This window comes from Streptomyces gardneri (assembly GCF_006539185.1).
GTDB classification, from domain to species: Bacteria; Actinomycetota; Actinomycetes; order Streptomycetales; family Streptomycetaceae; genus Streptomyces; species Streptomyces gardneri.
The window spans coordinates 1-20,643 of record NZ_BJMN01000064.1 but is presented as its reverse complement, the minus strand read 5'-3'; the positions used below and the strand labels follow the sequence as shown (position 1 = coordinate 20,643).

General features: G+C 72.6%; 11 protein-coding genes. 6 read left to right on the top strand and 5 right to left on the bottom strand.

What is annotated here, in order from left to right:
- Position 1 precedes the first annotated feature (1 nt).
- On the bottom strand, positions 2–1,255 hold the full coding sequence (locus SGA01_RS36250) for a cytochrome P450 family protein (RefSeq protein WP_141302242.1): 1,254 nt from the start codon (positions 1,253–1,255) through the stop codon (positions 2–4).
- Positions 1,256–1,278: 23 nt separating this feature from the next.
- Positions 1,279–2,757, bottom strand: a complete 1,479-nt coding sequence (locus tag SGA01_RS36245) for a flavin monoamine oxidase family protein (RefSeq protein WP_218037861.1) — start codon at positions 2,755–2,757, stop codon at positions 1,279–1,281.
- Positions 2,758–3,447: 690 nt separating this feature from the next.
- Between SGA01_RS36245 and SGA01_RS36240 the strand changes: the two genes are divergently transcribed.
- Complete coding sequence (locus SGA01_RS36240) at positions 3,448–5,748, top strand: ATP-binding protein (RefSeq protein ID WP_167534256.1); 2,301 nt, start codon at positions 3,448–3,450, stop codon at positions 5,746–5,748.
- A gap of 88 nt (positions 5,749–5,836) precedes the next feature.
- On the opposite strand, the gene SGA01_RS36235 is transcribed toward SGA01_RS36240, so the two are convergent.
- A complete protein-coding gene (locus SGA01_RS36235; RefSeq protein ID WP_141302238.1) occupies positions 5,837–7,393 on the bottom strand; it encodes an aspartate aminotransferase family protein in 1,557 nt (518 codons plus the stop codon).
- Positions 7,394–7,598: 205 nt separating this feature from the next.
- Between SGA01_RS36235 and SGA01_RS36230 the strand changes: the two genes are divergently transcribed.
- Positions 7,599–7,790, top strand: coding sequence for a hypothetical protein (locus SGA01_RS36230; RefSeq protein WP_141302236.1), 192 nt, complete (start codon positions 7,599–7,601; stop codon positions 7,788–7,790).
- A gap of 1 nt (position 7,791) precedes the next feature.
- Positions 7,792–8,316: a flavin reductase family protein gene (locus SGA01_RS36225; RefSeq protein ID WP_141302234.1), complete on the top strand. Its 525-nt coding sequence runs from the start codon at positions 7,792–7,794 to the stop codon at positions 8,314–8,316.
- 136 nt (positions 8,317–8,452) lie between these two features.
- Here SGA01_RS36225 and SGA01_RS36220 read toward each other — a convergent pair whose 3' ends face one another.
- Positions 8,453–9,622, bottom strand: a complete 1,170-nt coding sequence (locus tag SGA01_RS36220; RefSeq protein WP_055639910.1) for an acyl-CoA dehydrogenase family protein — start codon at positions 9,620–9,622, stop codon at positions 8,453–8,455.
- A gap of 219 nt (positions 9,623–9,841) precedes the next feature.
- Between SGA01_RS36220 and SGA01_RS36215 the strand changes: the two genes are divergently transcribed.
- Both SGA01_RS36215 and SGA01_RS36210 read left to right on the top strand, forming a co-directional pair.
- Positions 9,842–10,423, top strand: coding sequence for a maleylpyruvate isomerase N-terminal domain-containing protein (locus tag SGA01_RS36215; RefSeq protein ID WP_055639909.1), 582 nt, complete (start codon positions 9,842–9,844; stop codon positions 10,421–10,423).
- A 163-nt stretch (positions 10,424–10,586) separates the two neighbouring features.
- Entirely contained in the window at positions 10,587–11,339 is a 753-nt protein-coding gene (locus SGA01_RS36210) for a thioesterase II family protein (RefSeq protein ID WP_141302232.1), read from the top strand.
- A 70-nt stretch (positions 11,340–11,409) separates the two neighbouring features.
- Here SGA01_RS36210 and SGA01_RS36205 read toward each other — a convergent pair whose 3' ends face one another.
- On the bottom strand, positions 11,410–11,802 hold the full coding sequence (locus SGA01_RS36205; protein WP_055639907.1) for a YybH family protein: 393 nt from the start codon (positions 11,800–11,802) through the stop codon (positions 11,410–11,412).
- Between the two features lie 363 nt (positions 11,803–12,165).
- Between SGA01_RS36205 and SGA01_RS36200 the strand changes: the two genes are divergently transcribed.
- Positions 12,166–20,643 (top strand): type I polyketide synthase (locus SGA01_RS36200; RefSeq protein ID WP_141302262.1); only part of this gene is annotated, 8,478 nt, incomplete at its 3' end.

The following is a 20,643-nucleotide window of genomic DNA, read 5'->3' as shown; positions in this document are numbered from 1 at the left end:
CTCAGGACGCAGCCGGTCCGAGGAGGACGGGGAGCGTGCGATGGCCGTTGGAGATGAACGACTCCAGCGGCAGGATCCGCTCCGGCGGCTCCGCCAGTCTGATGGCGGGGAAGCGTTCGAACACCGCGGGCAGGGCGATCGCCGCCTCCAGGCGAGCGAGCGGCGCTCCCACGCAGTGGTGGACGCCGTGGCCGAAGGCCACGTGCTCACGGCGGGTCGGGCGCGTGACGTCGAAGGCGTCGGCCGTCTCCCCGTGCGTGCCCGGATCGCGGCCGGCCGCGCCGAAGGCGATCATCATCGCGTCGCCCTTCGGGATCACCATGTCGCCGAGGTCGATGTCCTCGATCGCGTACCGCATGGGCAGGTTGGCGAACGGGGCCTCCAGCCTGAGGGTCTCGTCGACCAGGTCCTCCCAGCCCGCCGTCCCGTCGCGCAACAGCGCCAGCTGGTCGGGATGGGTCAGCAGGGCGTGGACGGCGTGGTCGAGGAGATTCACCGTGGTCTCGTAGCCCGCGGTGAACATCAGCAGGATCGTGTCGATCAACTCCCGCTCCGTGAGACCGGATCCGCCGTCGTCCCGTACCGAGATCAGTCCGCTCGTGACGTCCTCGCCCGGCTGACGCCGCTTGGCCGTCAGCAACTCGCCCATCACCTCGTACAGCTCACGCTCGGTGGCCTTCGCGTCCTCCAGGGAGGCCGTCGTCTGCAGGATCGCGTGGATCAGCCGGAGCAGGTCCGGCCGGATCTCCGCCGGGATGCCGAGCAGCTCCGAGATCACCTGCGTGGGCAGCGGATGGCAGAACTCCGCGCGGAAGTCGACGGGTTCACCCCCGTGGGACCCGGCGATCCGGTCGAGCAGTTCGGCGGCGATCTCCTCGATGCGCGGGCGCAGCGCGGCCGTCCGCCGGAACGTGAACGCCTTGGCGACGAGCTTGCGGAGCCTGGTGTGCTCCGCTCCGTACGCCGTGATCATGTTGCGGTCCGAGACCCACATGGCCAGCGACCAGGTGTCGCCCAGTTCGCCGCTGGCCCAGGCCGGCCAGTGCTGGTGGGTGTCGCGGGACACCCGGGAGTCCGTGAGCAGCTCCTTGACCAGCTCGTAGTCGGTGACCGCCCAGACGACGACGCCACCGGGCAGCTCGACCTGGGTCGCGCGTCCCCGGGTGCGCAGCAGCGCGCCCTCGCCATGGATGTCTCGGCCGGTCGGATCGATCACGTACGGATCGGCGGCGTACGGACAGGACGTCTTGTTCATCCGGTTTCCCCCCACCCGGCCCGTCAGGCCTTGACGCGCTGCGAAGCGAGCGCTCTCGGCGCCACCACCTGAGCCGCGGCCCGACCGGACTCGATCGCCCCGTCGACGAAGCCGTTCCACACGCTCGCGAGGTCGCCGCCGGCGAACGCGATCCGGCCGTACGGCCGCTGGATGTCGGGGAGCTGACGGAGGAGCTGGCCCGGGCGGCGCAGCGCCTGGGCACCCCGGGCGTACGGGTCGGTGCCCCAGTCGTGCGAGCGTACGGAGACGACCTGGGCGGTCGGCAGGTACTCGCGGACGGCGGCCTGCACCTGCGAGAGGCTCGTCGGGTCGAAGGTCGGGTCGAAGGCGAAGCCGATCATGAGGTGGCTGCCGTCGCTCAGCTTGGCGGTCGGGAAGAGGCTCTCGATGCGCTGGCCCTCGTACCCCTGGCAGAGGGTGAGCGGCGAGACGCCCTTGACCTGCATCCACAGCTTGACCGTGCGGCGCACGCCGATGCCCTCGACGGCCGCGTCGGCGTGGACCTTGGGCAGCCCCGGCGCGAAGGTGATGTCCTTCCACACGTTGGTGGGCACGGCCACGACGACGTGCGAGGCGCGGAAGGTCCCGCGGTTGGCCGTGACGACCGAGACGCCGCTGCCGGTGTCCGCGATGGCGGTGACCGGGGTGCCGAGCTTGATGGTCAGCGGCTCCTCGTACAGCATCGCGCGGACGAGCCCGCTCATGCCGTTGAGGCCGACGCGCTGCGACATCAGGGAGAACCAGCCGTCCGCGTTCCAGCCGGTGTGCGCCCACCACTGGGCGAGCGAGGTGAGGGCGCCGTCCCTGCTGGAGCCACCGGCGAAGCCGGCGACCTGCGAGCTGAGCCAACCCGCGTCCTGCGCCGAGAGGTTGAGCTGGGATATGCGGTCGTGCAGGGAGAGGGGGTCGACCGAGCGCAGCAGGTCGGCGCGGAACAGCGGGTCGCGCGGCCGCTCGAAGTACTGCCGGGAGCCCTCGAAGAGCTGGGCCAGCATCTCGCCGAGCCGGCCGAAGACCACGTCGGGCGCGAAGGTCGTCGGACCGCTCGCGGTGGGGTAGATCGCCACCTCCGGCTGGATCTCGGTGACCAGCGGGATGTTGTAGCGGTTGAGCTCCTCCACGGCGAACGTCTGCGCCGGGTGGATCCACTGTCCGCCGAGCTCGATCTTCCGGCCGAGGTAGCTGTCGGTGTAGACCCGGCCGCCCACGCGGTTGCGGGCCTCGAGGACCAGGACCTGGAGGCCGCGGGAGCGGAGCTCCCGGGCGGCGGCCGCGCCGGCGAAGCCCGCGCCGACGACGATGACGTCGTACTCCCTGCGGGCCTCCTCGGTCACCTGGACGGGACCGGCGTGCGCCGTGCCGCCGAAGGCGAGCGAGCCGGCCGAAGCGGCGACCGCGGCAAGACCCGTGGCCTTGAGCGCGGTGCGACGGCCCACCGGGCGATGAGCGACGGAGCGCGGCGGCGTCCTGTCGGTGTTCACGATGTTCTCCTCGATGTTCTGCAATGTTTGCGTTTACCCCTGGGAGCCGTTCGGAATTGAACGATTCCCGGACGGCCGAGCGAATGGATTGAGCCGAATGCGCCCGTGCCGGTGCGAAAGTAGCCGAGGTCCCGCCGTGCCCTGCCCAATGCCTGCTCACGGGCCGGTAATAGGCGGCTGATGAGACGGCGGAGAGGGGACGGTTTCCCGCCGGTTCCCGAACAGTGGGGATCCTCGGCGACGGTGGAGGAGTACCGGGACGCCGTGGACTCCGGCGTGGGGACGGCGCGGAGGGCGCCGGTGCCGGTGTGACGTCGAAGTCTCCGGCAAGCCTCCCAGGGGGAACGGCCGTCCGATGTGAAATCATGGCAATCGGCAGTGAAATGCGCGGCCGGTTATGTCCTGGATTCCGACCAAAATCCAGGAGGCTGAATGTTTCAAGCCAAGAAACAGTAAAATCCAGCCAAGAACGAATGATGTCCGATTGCGGGGGAGCATGGCGACGCGCTGGCAGAAGAGAGTGATTCGGCCGAGACGCCGACACGGGGACGTGAGCGGGGCCATGGGGACAATCGTCGGATCTTGCGCAGTCCAGGGGGACACATGCACATTCACATGCTGGGACCGTTGGAGGTCGTTTCCGAGGGTGGGGGGACCGTCTCGCTAGGAGGATCCCGTCAGCGGGCGACCTTGGGGTTCCTCCTGCTGAAGGCCAACAAGGTCGTCGCCACCAGTCAGTTATTGAACGCCGTATGGTCCGCCGACGACGCCCCGAGCTCCGCGCGGAAGATTCTGCAGAACGCGGTCTGGGGACTCCGCGGCATCCTCCACAACGGTGCGCAGGGCGGTTCCGGCAACCGGACCACACAGGCTCCCGTCCTGCTCACCCAGGCACCCGGCTACATGCTGCGCGTCGAGCCCGAGCAGGTGGACCTCTTCCGCTTCGAGCGGCGCGCGATCCAGGGGCGGGCGGAACTGGAAGCGGGCCGGACCGAGTCCGCGGCACGCCTCCTGAAGGAGGCGCTCGACCTCTGGCGCGGACCCGCGCTCACCGACCTCGTCGAGACCGGGATCTCCTGGCCCGAACTGTCGGCAGTCCAGGGCGCCCGAACCGACGCCATGGAGGACTTCTTCGAGGCGCAGCTCGCCCTCGGACGTCACCACTCCGTCCTCGGAGAGCTCGAGACGCTCGTCGAGAGGGAGCCCCTCCGGGAGCGGGCCTGCAGCCAGCTCATGCTGGCGCTGTACCGCTGCGGACGGCAGGCGGACGCGCTCAACGTCTACGGCCGGATCCGCTCGGCCCTCGTCGAGAACCTGGGTCTGGAGCCCGGACACGAACTCCGCACGCTCCAGCAGGCCATCCTCACCCACGACCCCGTCCTCACCCTGCAGGGCGCCGCCACCTCGTACGAGTTCAGCCAGGCCGGCGCCACGACCGAGCACGCGGTCGCCCTGCGGGGCGTCGCCGGAGCCCCCGCCTACCGGGCCGGCTCGGCCGCGTCGCCCACCCCGGCCGACGGGGCGGCGGCGGGTCCCGCGGAGGCGCCTTCGGCCGGGGCCCACCAGACCGTGGTCTCCGAGCACCGCAAGGTGGGCGTCGTCCTGCTCAGGACCGAACTCCACGCCCACGCCTCCGAGACAGGCATCGAGGCCGACCGGCTGCTCCAGGGGACGGCCGCCGCGGTCGAGGAGGAGATCGAACGCCACGGCGGGACCATCGCCGGTTCCGTCGGACCGTTCTCGCTGGCCCTGTTCGGCGTGCACCGCGGCCGGGCGGACGACGCGGAACGCGCGGTGCGCGCGGCCCTCGCCATCCGCGACCGGCTCGCCCCCACCCAGCAGCTCGCCGTCAAGGCGGCCGTCGAGGTGGGGGAGGCGCTGGTGCGCTACCTCCCGGGCGACGAGGAGACCCCGCCGTCGGCCGTCGGCGCGCTCATGGACGAGTGTCACCGGCTCCTCGCGCTCGTCCCGCAGGGCGAGATCAGGGTCAGCGACAGCACGTTCCGGGAGACCGAGTCCGTCATCGCCTACGAGCCGGCCGAAGACCCGTCGAGTGGCTGGCGCGTCAGGAGCGGCAGCGAGGAACCGGCCGACCACCACGGCGTGCCGATCGTCGACCGCGAGATCGAACTCGAAGTGCTGCGCGGACTCCTCGAGTTGGCCCGGCACCGCGGCAACCCCCATCTGGTGACCCTCCTCGGCCAGGGCGGCGTGGGGAAGACCCGGTTCATCGTGGAGCTGGAGCACCGCATCACGGGGCGCCCCCACGCACCCCTGTTCCTGGCGACCAGGGCCACCCTCCTCTACGGCAACCACCCGCTCTCCGCGCAGATCGCGATACTCGCGTCGTGCTGCGGGATCCAGCAGGGCGACTCGGGCAAGTCCGCCCGGGCGAAACTGGCCAGCACGCTCCATCAGCTGGTCCAGTGCGAGGAGACGGCGGGCAGGCTGCTGCCGTACCTCAGCCCGCTGGTCGACCCCGAGGGCTCGGAGATCCGTCAGCCGATGGTCTCCGAACTCCTCAACGCCTGGTACGAGTTCGTGGGCCTGGCCGCCGAGGAGCGGCCCCTCGTGATCGTCGTCGACGACCTCCACCGGGGCGACGACAGGCTGCTCGACTGCGTCGAGCAGCTCCCGGACAGGGTCGGCGCCGTGCCCCTCGTGGTGATCGCGGCCGCCCGCCCCGAACTCCTGGAACGCCGTCCCGACTGGGGCAGCGGCAGCCGCCAGGCGACCACCCTCACCCTCGAACCGCTCTCGGACGCGGCCGAACAGCGCCTCCAGGAGCTGCTGTCCGCGGCCACGCCCGGAGACGCACAGGAGACGACGGGCGGTACGGTCGGCGCGATCACCGCCGGTGGGGGCCGGAGCCCCGGAGGCCGCCCCGCCCGGGCGGTGCTGCGCCTCGCGGAGCACCGCCACTCCGGCGGCCACGGCGCCGGCCTGCAGGAACCGGTCGAGCGCATCCAGGGTGAGCGCCAGTACGGCTGACGAAGCCGAGGAGCGGATCCTCCGCATCCGACGGTGTGGCCCGTCCCGAAACGGGACGGGCCACACCGGCCACACGGATCGGGGACCCTCACGCCCCTCCACCGGTGAGGCGCTTCTCGTCCTGGTCACGCAGGACGGAGGCCACCGCGCGCAAGGCGTCCGCGAGCCGCTCGATCTCCCCGTCCGTCAGGTGGATGGACGGCGCGAACCGCAGCGTGTTCCCCGCGCTCGCCGTGGGGAACGTCCGCACCCGGTGCTCCCGCAGCAGATAGCCGGACAGGGTGTAGCCCAGCAGGCCGGACCGGGCCCCGTCCCGCACCACCTCGGAGGACGACTCCGACTGGTCGTGGAACTCGAGACCCAGCATCAGCCCCTTCCCTCGCACCTCCTTCACGACGTCCGGGAAGTCCGCACGGACCCCTTCCAGGGCCTCGGCGAGCCGGGCACCCCGCTCCCGCGCGAGCCCGTAGGCGCGTCCGCCGTCCGCCTCCAGCATCTCCAGGACCTTCAGCGCGATCGGAGTGGAGAAGCCGTCCTTGGCGAAGGTCGAGCTGTGGACGAGCTCGAACTCGTTCCGGTACCGGCCGCTGCGGACGAGCATCGCCGACGTCTTCGCCAGACCGCCGCCGAGGCTCTTCGCCAGCACGTAGTAGTCGCCGCGCAGACCGATCAGCGAACTCGCGAGGAACGCGCCGGTGCGGCCCATCCCGCTCTGGATCTCGTCGATCACCACCGGAATGCCGGCGGCGTCGCACTCCCGGCGGACCGCCGTCGCGAACTCCCGGGTCAGCGGGACGATGCCGCCCTCGCCCTGGATCGGCTCCAGCAGAAACGCCGCCACGAGCGGGAAAGGCCGCTCGACGACGGTGACCACACCGTCGCGCACCACGATGTCGCGCAGCGCGGCGGACTCCTCGGCGATGATCTCCCCGACGGCGCCGGGGCGGTCGAGCGGGACGAACCGGGCCCGGTTCGCCAGCGCGGTGAACGGGGTCCGGTAGGCGGCGTTGTGGGTCAACTGGACACTGCCGACCAGCTTTCCGTGGAAGGAACCCTCCAGGGTCAGGAAGACCGGCGGCCTGGCGCCGACCTCCGCGTTCGCGCGGGACACCTCCTCGACCAGGGCCTCGAAGTCCTCGTGGCCCCCGGCCGGCAGGACCGCCTCGCCGGCCTCGACCGCCGCCCGCGCGGCGGCGGTGTGCTCCGCCAGCTCGGCCACGAGCGCCTGCACCTGGAGCACCCGGTCCAGCTCGGCGTGCTTGACGGCCGCCTCGATCGCCTCGGCACCGCTGTTGGCGAAGATCGCCGCGTACGCCTCGGAGGAGCCCGTCTCCCGGCGGACGATGCCGCTGAGCAGGGCGGCGACCTCCTGGGCGCACGAGTTGCGCGAGAACTGGGCGTTGACCGGCGCTCCCTCGTCGAGCAGCCGCCTCGCCCGCGCGACGAGCTCGGGATGGTTGTGGCCGAAGATCAGCGAGCCGTAGCCGCCCGCGGCGTCCAGGACCGGGACCTCCTCCCCGTCGTCGCCGCGGAAGAACAGCGTATTCCCCTCGGCCCGCGTGTATTCGACATCGAGCCCGACAGAGGTGAGGAAACCGAGCAGATAAGGCTCGGAGATTCCGGGTTCAGCGGATACGGAGTTCATGACGCCCCCTCTTCTTGGATACGGGGGGACCCTACCCACGGGGCGCCGGAACGGCGCCGCAACGGGGTCACGACGTGGTCACTGGCCGGTTGGCCGGAGTCGTTAACAGCCTTGGTACGCACGTTACTTGAGGATGAACAAGCGTCAGAATGCCGTCGGATACGTTGGTTCGGTGCTCTCACATCCGAATTCCGAAAGAGGCGGCATGAGTTTCTCTTCCGAAGCGACGGGGAATCCCGATCCGGACCGCTCCCTGTGGTGGCGCGGCGTGGACGACCGGGAATCCGTCGGCCGGCTCTCCGCCGCCGACTGCCTGGAGCTGATATTCGCCCGCATCCCGGTCGGCGAGGGCTCCCGCACGTGGTCCTCCGCCGCGGCTCGCACGGCGGAGGTCTGAGATGTCTCCCGTACAGCCCGTCGCCACCGAGGTGACCCCCGCGTCGCTGCGCGAGGTGATGTCCCGCTTCGCCACCGGCGTCGTCGTCCTCACCGTCGGCGGCGACAACCCCCACGGCATGACGGCCAACTCCTTCACCTCCGTCTCGCTCGAACCGCCGACCGTGCTCTGCTGCATCGGGCACAGCGCCGTCATGCACTCCGCGCTCACCCGGGTCGGACGCTTCGGCGTCTCCGTCATGAGCGCCGAACAGGAGGAGATCACCCGGTACTTCGCCGACAAGAAGCGCCCCCTCGGCCCCGCCCAGTTCGAGCGGCTCGACTGGCTGCCCGGCCCCGGCACCGGGGCGCCGCTGCTGTCCGGAGCCCTGGCGTGGCTGGAGTGCGAGGTCACCGCCGCGCACGAGGTCGGCGACCACTCCGTCTTCCTCGGCGAGGTGGTCAGCGCGATGAACGGCGCCGCCGGCGACGGACTCCTCTTCTACGAAGGCCGCTTCCAGCGGACCGGCACCACCCCCGGCCGCTGAACGAATCCACCGAACCCCTCACGCCGATGATCCCGGCGGCCGTCCGGCCGCCGGGATCACCGGCGTCGCCCTGTGCGAAGGGGTCGACATGGGTGGACCCGGGGCCTCCCCGCCCCGGGTCCACCCACTCCCTCCCCTACAGGAAGGGGGTCTCCGGGTCGAGACCGAGCAGCGCCCGGCCCTGAACCTCCAGGTTGCCGTTCAGCTGCGCCAGCGCGTGCAGCGAGAAGCCCTGGATGTCACGGTGGAAGCGCTGTAGCGGAACGCTCCGCTGGATCACCGAACCGCCGCTCGCGTTGAACAGCACCTCGACGGCCTCCTTCGCGAGCTGCGCCGCGAAGGCGGTCTGACCGCGCACGACGGCCTTCTCCTCCAGCGACAGCTGCTCGCCCGCGTCGGCCCGCCGCTGCATGAGCTCCAGCCACACGCCGGCCAGGGCCTCCGCCGCCGTGATCTTGTTGGCGGCCGTCGCCACCTGGATCTGGGTGAGCGGGTGCTGGGTCTGGTCCGTCCAGGAGGTGTACGTGATGCCGCGTCCCGGGAGACGCTCGAGGAACAGGTCGTACGCGCCCTTGGCGATGCCGATGAACACCGCGGCGGCCGCGGCCATCACCTCGCTCACGAAGCCGTACTCGCGCCCGTCCGCACCGCCGTTGGAGCGGTCACCGGTCGTGCTGAACAGCAGCTCCTCGAAGCGCCCGACCCGGTAGTCGGGGACGAACACGTCGTCGGCCGAGGAGGTCGCACTGCCCGTGCCGGAACCGGCCGACACCTTCCAGTCGTCGACCACCGTCATGTCGGACATCGGCAGCAGCGCCATGACCTCCTCGAGGGAGCCGTCCGCGTGCTCCAGCATCGCCGAGGCGAAGTTCCACTGGGCGCCCCGGCAACCGGAGTTGAACCGCCAGCTACCGGTCAGCCGGTAACCGCCCTCGACGGGCGTGAGCTTGCCGGTCGGCGCGAAGGCGCTGGAGATCCGGACGGAACCCTCGGTGAAGAGCTCCTCCTGCGCCCGGTCCGGGTAGAGCGTGGCCGACCACGCGCTGGTCGCCCAGACGAACGTCACCCAGCCCGTCGAGGGGCAGCCGCGCGCCACCTCGGCGATGACCTTGGACTGGTCGGCCAGGTCGAAGTCCAGGCCCCCGAAGCGCTTCGGGACGGCTATCCGGAAGACCCCCGCCTTTTCCAGGAGCTCGATGTTCTCGTCGAGAATCCAGCCTCGGTTCTCCGACTCGATCCCGTTCTCCCTGAGCGTCGGCACGATGCTCCGGACGGATTCCAGTACGGATTCGAGTTCAGCGTTCATGCGATTCAAACTCCCTGCTCGATCGTCTCGTTCCGGCGTCGAGCGTACGGCGGGCCGTTCCCCGGGCGATCGGGCCGCGGTCACGAGGTGGTCACCGGGGTGCTCCTGAATTCCCGATTACCGGGCAATTACCGGGTGATTCGCGGGCAGTGGACGAAAGCGGCCCGGCCGCCCTTCGAACCATCGGGACCTGCGGACAACTGTGGCAGCATGACTCGCATGTCTATCTCTTGGCCCGACCGCGTAGTTACCGCCGCCACCGACTGCACCGACATTCTGCAGAAGGCCGCCGATCAGGACTGGTCCGTCAAAGCCCGGGACAGTGACTGGTCCTGTCGTGAGGTCCTCGACCACACGGCCCTCGGCCTCGTCGGCTATTCGGGGCTCCTCATCGCCCAGCCGTCCGACCGCTTCACCGGCATGCTCGCCGGATTCAACGGGCAGTCGATCCCCGTCTGCCTCGAAGGCGTCCGCATCTGCGCCACCATCCTGGCCTCGGCCGTGCGGGAGGCGGACCCGCAGGTCCGTGCCTTCCACCCCTGGGGCAACTCCGACGGCCCCGGCTTCGCCGCCATGGGCATCCTCGAGATGGTCGTCCACACCTACGACGTGACCGAGGCGTTCGGCCTCGACTGGCTGCCGGCCGACGAGCTCTGCGCGCCCGTCGTCGAGCGCCTCTTCCCGAACGCCCCGACCGGGCACGCCCCGGCCGAGACCCTGCTCTGGTGCACGGGCCGGATCGACCTCCCCGGGCTGCCGCGGCGACGCGACTGGGGCGGCTGGGACGGCACCGTCCGCTGACCGCACCCCCCCGGGGCCGGCCGCGTCGTCGGCCGGCCCTTCCGTGTGGGGTACGGAAGCGGCAGGAGTACGGCAGAGTCATGGACGTGAATCCGTACGGGAGTCCGTACGCGATCCGTACAGGAGCCCGAGCACGGGCGAGCGAGGACTGGAGGGGGAAGCGATGGACATCGCATGGCTTCGGCGATTCGGTGGGGTGGCGCAGAAGGAACCGGAAGGAGGGGTCCGGCTGGTCTGCTTCCCGCACGCGGGCGGCGCCGCCAGCTCCTACGTGCCGCTCTCCCGCCTCCTGAGCCCCGCCGTCGACGTGCTGGCCGTGCAGTACCCGGGGCGGCAGGACCGGCATCGTGAGCGGCCGATCGAGTCCGTCACCCGGCTCGCCGAACTCGTCGCGGACGCCCTGGACACGGTGGACGACCGGCCGTACGCCTTCTTCGGGCACAGCATGGGCGCGGTCGTCGCCTACGAGACGGCGCGCACGCTCTCCGCGCGGTCGGCCCCCGGCCCCCTGCGGCTGTTCCTCTCCGGGCGGGCCGCGCCGGAGCCCCGGCCCCAGGACGCCGACCGGATGACCAGTGACGCCGACGTGATCGCCGCGATCCGGATGCTCGGCGGGACGGGCGTGGGCGTCCTGGACGACCCGGAGCTGATGGAGATGGCCCTGCCGGCCCTCCGCGCCGACTACCGGGCCATCGGCTCGTACGCCTGGGAGCCGGGCCCGCCGCTGGACTGCCCGATCACGGCCCTGGTCGGCGACGCGGACCCCGTGGCCCCCGTCGCCAGGGTGGCGGCCTGGAGCGGCTTCACCGACGCCGACTCCGATCTGCGGGTCTTCCCCGGCGGTCACTTCTACCTCGACGGCCGCACGGAGGAGATCGGTGACGTGATCACCGCCGCGCTCGGCGTGCGCGTCTGACAGGACGCAAGAGAAGGGGCCCTGCTTCCGGTCGACCGGAAGCAGGGCCCCTTCTCCGTCCCCTGAGGCGTCAGCTGCCGTTCGGGTAGTCGATGGCGAAGCGCCACTTGCCGTCCGCGCCGAGCCGCAGGACGTCGTTGCCCACGCCCTCGTGGACCTCCGCGACGCCGTCGGCGCCCGTGACGTCGATCCGCCAGTCCACGACCAGGAGCGCGGCGTCGCCGGCCACGTAGGAGTGGCGGAGCGTGGCCGTCATCTTCGGGCCGAGGGAGAGGAACTCCGCGAGCGCGTCCTTGCGCGCCTGGCCGGTGAGCGGCTTGTCCGCCTCCCACGCGGAGACCGCCGTCTCGGTGTAGAGCAGATTGACGAGATCAGGGTCGCCCGAGTTGAAGGCCCGGACGTAGAGCTCGGTCTGCTTGGTCGCGTCGTCGGTCAGAGCGAAGTCGTCGATAAGGCTCGTCATAGCGAATTCGTGCCCGCTTTCCATGTGAACTGCACGGCTAATTCCACTGGCGCTCGAAGGCTATCTCCGGTGACCTCACGAGGGGTTCAGTGAGGAGTAATCGACCGCCCATGAATGACTCGTCGGTGAGCGACTTCCCCTGCCCGCAGCGAGTTACCGAGCATTTGCAGGGCCTATTCCGCCCGTCTGTATGGTCGTTGACGTCAACAAAACCCGAGCTGATCCGCGGGGCGGAAAAGCGGCAGTAGTTGGGGAAGTCCGTTGGGGGATTCAGTGACGAAGAGGCGGCCAGGCGTGACGACGAACGACGGGATTCCCGCGACGGCCGACGAGGCCCGTTCGTCCGGGGAGGCGACCCGTCCGATGAACGAGGCCATCGCCGTCGTCGGCATGTCCTGCCGCCTGCCGAAGGCCTCGAACCCGGCCGCCTTCTGGGAGCTGCTGCGGAACGGGGAGAGCGCCGTCACCGACGTGCCCTCCGGCCGGTGGACTTCGGTGCTCGGGGGAGCGGACGCCGAGGAGCCGGCGGAGTCCGGTGTCCGCCGGGGAGGCTTCCTCGACTCCCTCGACCTCTTCGACGCGGCCTTCTTCGGGATCTCGCCCCGCGAGGCCGCGGCCATGGACCCGCAGCAGCGACTGGTCCTCGAACTCGCCTGGGAGGCGCTGGAGGACGCCGGAATCGTCCCCGGCACCCTCGCCGGAAGCCGCACCGCCGTCTTCGTCGGCACCCTGCGGGACGACTACACGAGCCTCCTCTACCAGCACGGCGAGCAGGCCATCACCCAGCACACCATGGCGGGCGTGAACCGGGGCGTCATCGCCAACCGCGTCTCGTACCACCTCGGCCTGCAGGGCCCGAGCCTCACCGTCGACGCCGCGCAGTCGTCCTCGCTCGTCGCCGTGCACCTGGCCTGCGAGTCCCTGCGCGCGGGGGAGTCCACGACGGCGCTCGTCGCCGGCGTGAACCTCAACATCCTCGCGGAGAGCGCCGTGACGGAGGAGCGCTTCGGCGGACTCTCCCCGGACGGCACCGCCTACACGTTCGACGCGCGGGCCAACGGATTCGTCCGGGGCGAGGGCGGCGGAGTCGTCGTCCTCAAGCCGCTCTCCCGCGCCCTCGCCGACGGCGACCGTGTCCACGGCGTCATCCGCGCCAGCGCCGTCAACAACGACGGAGCCACCCCGGGTCTCACCGTGCCCAGCAGGGCCGCCCAGGAGAAGGTGCTGCGCGAGGCGTACCGGAAGGCTGCCCTGGACCCGTCCGCCGTCCAGTACGTCGAACTCCACGGCACCGGAACCCCCGTCGGCGACCCCATCGAGGCCGCCGCGCTCGGCGCGGTCCTCGGCGCGGCGCGCCCCGCGGACGAACCCCTGCTCGTCGGCTCGGCCAAGACGAACGTCGGGCACCTCGAAGGCGCCGCCGGCATCGTCGGCCTCATCAAGACGCTCCTCGCGCTCGGCCGCCGCCGGATCCCGGCGAGCCTCAACTTCCGTACGCCCCACCCGGACATCCCGCTCGACACCCTCGGGCTCGACGTGCCCGAGGGCCTGCGGGAGTGGCCGCACCCGGACCGTGAACTCCTCGCCGGCGTCAGCTCGTTCGGCATGGGCGGCACCAACGCCCACGTCGTCCTCAGCGAAGGCCCCGCCCAGGACCGCGAGCAGCCCGACACCGGTGAGGCGACCCCCGTCGACAGCGGGGCCACGCTGCCCTTCGTCGTCACCGGCCGCGGCGGCGAGGCCCTGCGCGCCCAGGCCCGGCGCCTGCACGAGGCCGTCGAAGCGGACCCGGAGCTCGCGCCCGCCGCACTCGCCCGGTCGCTGGTCACCACCCGTACGGTCTTCACGCACCGGTCCGTCGTCCTCGCCCAGGACCGCGCCCGCCTCCTCGACGGCCTCGGCGCCCTCGCCGCCGGAACGCCCGCGCCCGGCGTGGTCACCGGCACCCCCGCCCCCGGGCGCCTCGCCGTCCTGTTCAGCGGCCAGGGTGCCCAACGTACGGGCATGGGCATGGAGTTGTACGCCGCCCACCCGGCCTTCGCGACGGCCTTCGACGCCGTCGCCGCCGAACTGGACCCCCTCCTCGACCGGCCCCTCGCCGAACTCGTCGCGGCGGGCGACACCCTCGACCGCACCGTCCACACACAGCCCGCACTCTTCGCCGTGGAGGTCGCCCTCCACCGCCTCGTCGAGTCCTGGGGCGTCACGCCCGACCTGCTCGCCGGCCACTCCGTCGGCGAGATCAGCGCCGCCCACGTCGCCGGGGTCCTCTCGCTGCGCGACGCCGCCCGCCTCGTCGCGGCGCGCGGCCGCCTCATGCAGGCGCTGCCCGAGGGCGGCGCGATGGTCGCGGTCGAGGCGAGCGAGGAGGAAGTGCTGCCGCACCTCGCGGGACGCGAGCGGGAGCTCTCCCTCGCGGCCGTGAACGGCCCCCGCGCGGTCGTCCTCGCGGGCGCCGAGCGAGCCGTCCTCGACGTCGCCGAGCTGCTGCGCGAACAGGGCCGCCGGACGAAGCGGCTCAGCGTCTCGCACGCCTTCCACTCGCCGCTCATGGAGCCGATGCTCGACGACTTCCGACGGGTCGTCGAAGAGCTGGACTTCCAGGAGCCCCGTGTCGACGTCGTGTCCACGGTGACGGGCCTGCCCGTGACGGCGGGTCAATGGAGCGATCCCGAGTACTGGGTGGACCAGGTCCGCAGGCCCGTACGCTTCCTCGACGCCGTACGCACCCTGGAGGAGTCGGGCGCCGACACCTTCCTGGAACTCGGTCCCGACGGGGTCTGCTCCGCGATGGCGGCGGACTCCGTACGCGACCAGGAGGCCGCCGCGGCGGTCTCCGCCCTGCGCAAGGGCCGCCCGGAGCCCCAGTCGCTGCTCGCCGCACTCGCCACCGTCTTCGTCCGGGGCCACGACGTCGACTGGACCGCCGGGCACGCGAGCACCGGCACCGTCAGGGTGCCCCTGCCGACCTACGCCTTCCAGCGCGAACGCCACTGGTTCGACGGCACCGCGCGAACGGCGGCGCCGCTCACGGCGGGCCGATCCGGCACCGGTGCGGGCACCGGCCCGGCCGCGGGCGTGACGCCGGGCGCGGGCGCGGGCGGCGGCGATCGGCCGGCTCGCCACGAGACGACCGAACGCGTGCGCGCGCACGTCGCCGCCGTCCTCGAGTACGCCGACCCGACCCGCGTCGAACTCGGCCTCACCTTCAAGGAGCTGGGCTTCGATTCCCTCATGTCCGTCGAGCTGCGGAACGCGCTCGTCGACGACACGGGACTGCGCCTGCCCAGCGGACTGCTCTTCGACCACCCGACGCCGCGCGCCCTCGCCGCCCACCTGGGCGACCTGCTCACCGGCGGCAGCGGCGAGACCGGATCGGCCGACGGGATACCGCCCGCGACCCCGGCGGACACCACCGCCGAGCCCATCGCGATCATCGGCATGGCCTGCCGCTACCCCGGCGGCGTCACCTCCCCCGAGGACCTGTGGCGGCTCGTCTTCGAGGGGCGCGACGCCGTCTCGGGGCTGCCCACCGACCGGGGCTGGGACGAGGACCTCTTCGACGCCGACCCCGACCGCAGCGGCAAGAGCTCGGTCCGCGAGGGCGGATTCCTGCACGACGCCGCCCTGTTCGACGCCGGCTTCTTCGGGATATCGCCCCGCGAGGCCCTCGGCATGGACCCACAGCAGCGGCTCCTCCTGGAGACGGCGTGGGAGGCCGTCGAGAGTGCCGGGCTCGACCCCGAAGGCCTCAAGGGCAGCCGGACGGCCGTCTTCGTCGGCGCCACCGCCCTGGACTACGGCCCGCGCATGCACGACGGAGCCGAGGGCGTCGAGGGCCACCTCCTGACCGGGACCACGCCCAGCGTGATGTCGGGCCGCATCGCCTACCAGCTCGGCCTCACCGGGCCTGCGGTCACCGTCGACACGGCCTGCTCGTCCTCCCTCGTCGCGCTGCACCTGGCCGTCCGTTCGCTGCGGCAGGGCGAGTCGAGCCTCGCGCTCGCCGGCGGAGCGACCGTCATGTCGACACCCGGCATGTTCGTCGAGTTCTCGCGGCAGCGCGGCCTCGCCGCCGACGGCCGCTCCAAGGCCTTCTCCGACTCCGCCGACGGCACCTCCTGGGCCGAGGGCGTCGGCCTCCTCGTCGTCGAGCGGCTCTCGGACGCCGAGCGCAACGGCCACCCCGTGCTCGCCGTGATCCGGGGCAGCGCCGTCAACCAGGACGGCGCCTCCAACGGGCTCACCGCCCCCAACGGCCCGTCCCAGCAGCGCGTCATCCGACAGGCCCTGGCCGACGCCGGGCTCACCCCCGCCGACGTCGACGCCGTCGAGGCGCACGGCACGGGCACCCGGCTCGGCGACCCCATCGAGGCCGAGGCGATCCTCGGCACCTACGGCCGGGACCGCGGCGAGAGCGCTCCGCTCCAGCTCGGCTCGCTGAAGTCGAACATCGGCCACGCGCAGGCCGCCGCGGGCGTGGGCGGGCTCATCAAGATGGTCCTCGCCATGCGCCACGGCGTCCTGCCCAGGACGCTCCACGTGGACCGGCCCACCACCCGCGTCGACTGGGAGGCCGGCGACGTCGAGCTCCTCACCGAGGAGCGGGAGTGGCCGGAGACGGGCCGCCCGCGCCGCGCGGCGATCTCCTCCTTCGGCATCAGCGGCACCAACGCCCACGTCGTGGTCGAACAGGCCCCGGAAGCAGGGGAAGCGGCGGTCACCACCACCGCCCCGGAAGCCGGGGAAGCAGGGGAAGCGGCGGACATCACCGCCACCACCACGCCGGCCCCGGTCGCCGCCCCCGAACCCGTACGCACCCCCGTCGTGGTCTCCGCGCGCGACGACGCCGCCCTGCGCGCCCAGGCCGTCCGGCTGCGGACCTTCCTCGACGGCCGACCGGACGTCACCGTCGCCGACCTCGGACGCTCGCTGGCCGCCCGTACCGCCTTCGAACACAGGGCCGCCCTCACCGCCGTCACCAGGGACGAGCTGCTCGCCGGGCTCGACGCCCTCGGCCGCGGGGAGCAGGCCACGGGCCTGGTCACCGGCGACGCGGCCAGGGCCGGACGCACGGCCTTCCTGTTCACCGGCCAGGGAGCGCAGCGCCCCGCCATGGGCGAGGAACTGCGCGCCGCGCACCCCGTGTTCGCCGCCGCCCTCGACACCGTGTACGCGGCCCTCGACCGTCACCTCGACCGGCCGCTGCGGGAGACCGTCGCCGCAGGGGAGGAGCTGGACCTCACCGCGTACACCCAGCCCGCCCTCTTCGCCTTCGAGGTGGCGCTGTTCCGCCTCCTCGAACACCACGGCCTCGAACCCGACCTGCTCACCGGCCACTCCGTCGGCGAGATCGCCGCCGCGCACGTCGCCGGTGTCCTCTCCCTCGACGACGCCGCACGTCTCGTCACCGCCCGCGGCCGGCTCATGCAGTCGGCCCGCGAGGGCGGCGCGATGATCGCCGTGCAGGCGGGCGAGGCCGAGGTCGTCGAGTCCCTGAAGGGCTACGAGGGCAGGGTCGCCGTCGCCGCCGTCAACGGACCCGCCGCCGTGGTCGTCTCCGGCGACGCGGACGCCGCCGAGGAGATCCGCGCCGTATGGGCGGGACGCGGTCGACGCACCCGCAGGCTGCGCGTCAGCCACGCCTTCCACTCCCCGCACATGGACGACGTCCTCGACGAGTTCCTCCGGGTCGCCGAGGGCCTGACCTTCGAGGAGCCGCGGATCCCCGTCGTCTCCACGGTCACCGGCGCGCTCGTCACGTCCGGCGAGCTCACCTCGCCCGCGTACTGGGTCGACCAGATCCGGCGGCCCGTGCGCTTCCTGGACGCCGTCCGCACCCTTGCCGCCCAGGACGCGAGCGTCCTCGTCGAGATCGGCCCCGACGCCGTCCTCACGGCACTCGCCGAGGAGGCTCTCGCGCCCGGCACGGATGCCCCGGACGCCCGGGAGGTCACGGTCGTCCCGCTGCTGCGCGCGGGACGCCCCGAGACCGAGACCCTCACCGCCGGTCTCGCGACCGCCCATGTCCACGGCGCGCCCTTGGACCGGGCGTCGTTCTTCCCGGACGGGCGCCGCACGGACCTGCCCACGTACGCCTTCCGGCGCGAGCACTACTGGCTGACGCCCGAGGCCCGTACGGACGCCCGCGCACTCGGCTTCGACCCGGCGCGGCACCCGCTGCTGACGACCACGGTCGAGGTCGCCGGCGGCGACGGCGTCCTGCTGACCGGCCGTCTCTCCCTGGCGGACCAGCCCTGGCTGGCCGACCACGTGGTCAACGGCGCCGTCCTGCTGCCGGCCACCGCCTTCCTGGAGCTCGCCCTCGCGGCGGGCGACCACGTCGGGGCGGTCCGGGTGGAGGAGCTCACCCTCGAAGCGCCGCTCGTCCTGCCCGAGCGGGGTGCCGTCCGCATCCAGGTCGGTGTGAGCGGCGACGGCGAGTCGCCGACCGGGCGCACGTTCGGCGTGTACAGCAGCCCCGACTCCGGCGGAGCGGACACCGGTGACGACGCGCCCCGGGAGTGGACCCGCCATGTCTCCGGCGTACTCGGCGAAGGGGACCCGGCCACGGAGTCGGACCACCCCGGCACCGGCGAGGACGGATCAGCGGCCTGGCCGCCCGCGGCGGCGACCGCCGCACCCCTCGACGGCGTCTACGACCGGCTCGCGGAGCTCGGCTACGGATACGGTCCGGCCTTCCAGGGCCTGACGGGGCTGTGGCGCGACGGCGCCGACACGCTCGCCGAGATCCGGCTGCCCGCGGCGCAGCACGAGAGCGCGGGGCTCTTCGGCGTACACCCGGCGCTGCTCGACGCGGCGCTCCACCCGATCGTCCTGGAGGGCAACGCAGCTGCCGGTGCCGACGCCGATGCCGACGCGACCGACCGGATCCGGCTGCCGTTCGCGTGGGCGGGGGTGACCCTCCACGCCGAAGGCGCCACCGCGCTCCGCGTCCGGATCACACCCACCGGCTCGGACACGGTCACGCTCCGCCTCACCGACACCACCGGTGCGCCCGTTGCCACCGTGGAGTCCCTGACCCTGCGCGCGGTGGCGAAGGACAGGCTGGGCACGACCGCCGGGCGCGTCGACGACGCCCTGTTCACGGTCACGTGGACGGAGACCGGCACACCGGAACCCGCAGGGCGCGGAGCCGTGGAGGTCGAGGAACTCGTCGACCTCGCCGGCCTCGGCGACCTCGTGGAGCTCGGCGCCACGGACGTCGTCCTCCGGGCCGACCGCTGGACGATCGACGGGGACCCGTCCGCCGCCGCACGCACAGCCGTCCGGCGCACCCTCGCCATCGTCCAGGAGTTCCTGTCCGAGCCGCGCTTCGACGGCTCGCGACTGGTGTGCGTCACCAGGGGCGCGGTCGCCGCACTCCCCGGCGAGGACGTCACCTCCCTCGCCACCGGCCCCCTGTGGGGCCTCGTCCGCTCCGCCCAGTCCGAGAACCCGGGACGCCTGTTCCTCCTGGACCTGGGTGAAGCCGAAGGCGAGCGCGACGGAGCCGAGGAGCTGATCCGCGCGGCCACGGCCGGGGACGAGCCGCAGCTCGCGGCACGGGACGGCCGACTGCTCGCGCCGAGGCTGGCCCGTACCGCCGCCCTTTCGAGCGAGGACACCGCCGGCGGCGCCGACCGCTTCGGCCCCGACGGCACCGTCCTCGTCACCGGGGGCACCGGAGGCCTCGGAGCGCTCCTCGCCCGCCACCTCGTGGAGCGTCACGGGGTACGCCGGCTGCTGCTGGTGAGCCGTCGCGGGGCCGACGCCCCCGGCGCGGCCGACCTGGGCGAGGACCTCGCAGGGCTCGGCGCGGAGGTGGCGTTCGCCGCCGCCGACGCCGCCGACCGCGAGAGCCTGGCGCGGGTGATCGCCACCGTGCCCGCCGAGCATCCGCTGACGGCCGTCGTGCACACGGCGGGAGTCGTCGACGACGCGACGGTGGAGGCGCTCACACCGGAACGGCTGGACGCGGCACTGCGCCCGAAGGTCGACGCCGCGTGGAACCTGCACGAGCTGACCAAGGACCTGCGGCTCGGCGCCTTCGTCCTCTTCTCCTCCGTCTCCGGCATCGTCGGCACCGCCGGCCAGGCCAACTACGCGGCGGCCAACACGGGCCTCGACGCCCTCGCCGCCCACCGCGCCGCCACGGGCCTGGCCGCCACGTCGCTGGCCTGGGGCCTCTGGGACGGCACGCACGGCATGGGCGGCACGCTCGGCGCCGCCGACCTCGCCCGCTGGAGCCGGGCCGGAATCACCGCGCTCACCCCGGAGCAGGGCCTCGCGCTCTTCGACGCCGCGGTCGCCCGGGACGACGCCCTCCTCGTACCCGCCGGGCTCCGTCCCACCGCCCACCGGGGCACGGACGGACAGCCTCCGGCGCTGTGGCGCGGCCTCGTCCGGGCGCGCCCGCGCCGTGCCGCGCGGACGGCCGCCGAGGCGGCGGACACGTCCGGCGGATGGCTGAGCGGGCTCGCCGCACAGTCCCCCGAGGAGCGGCGCAGCACAGCCGTGGCGCTCGTGACGGGTGTCGTCGCGGACGTCCTCGGGCACGCCGACTCCGCCGCGGTCGGGGCGGAGCGATCCTTCAAGGACCTCGGCTTCGACTCCCTGGCCGGGGTGGAACTCCGCAACCGGCTGAACGCCGCCACCGGCCTGCGGCTCCCCGCGACCACGGTCTTCGACCATCCCTCGCCGGCGGCGCTCGCGTCCCATCTCCTCGCCCAGGTACCCGGGTTGAAGGAGGGAGCGGCGGCGAACGCGTCCGTCGTGGCCGAGCGGGGCGCTTCATTCGGTGACCGTGCGACCGACGACGATCCGATCGCGATCGTGGGT

Coding starts and splice junctions, on each gene's coding strand:
- SGA01_RS36230 (WP_141302236.1), top strand. CDS start 7,599: ATGAGTTTCTCTTCCGAAGCGACGGGGAATCCCGATCCGGACCGCTCC.
- SGA01_RS36210 (WP_141302232.1), top strand. CDS start 10,587: ATGGACATCGCATGGCTTCGGCGATTCGGTGGGGTGGCGCAGAAGGAA.
- SGA01_RS36235 (WP_141302238.1), bottom strand. CDS start 7,393: ATGAACTCCGTATCCGCTGAACCCGGAATCTCCGAGCCTTATCTGCTC.
- SGA01_RS36215 (WP_055639909.1), top strand. CDS start 9,842: ATGTCTATCTCTTGGCCCGACCGCGTAGTTACCGCCGCCACCGACTGC.
- SGA01_RS36250 (WP_141302242.1), bottom strand. CDS start 1,255: ATGAACAAGACGTCCTGTCCGTACGCCGCCGATCCGTACGTGATCGAT.
- SGA01_RS36225 (WP_141302234.1), top strand. CDS start 7,792: ATGTCTCCCGTACAGCCCGTCGCCACCGAGGTGACCCCCGCGTCGCTG.
- SGA01_RS36220 (WP_055639910.1), bottom strand. CDS start 9,622: ATGAACGCTGAACTCGAATCCGTACTGGAATCCGTCCGGAGCATCGTG.
- SGA01_RS36205 (WP_055639907.1), bottom strand. CDS start 11,802: ATGACGAGCCTTATCGACGACTTCGCTCTGACCGACGACGCGACCAAG.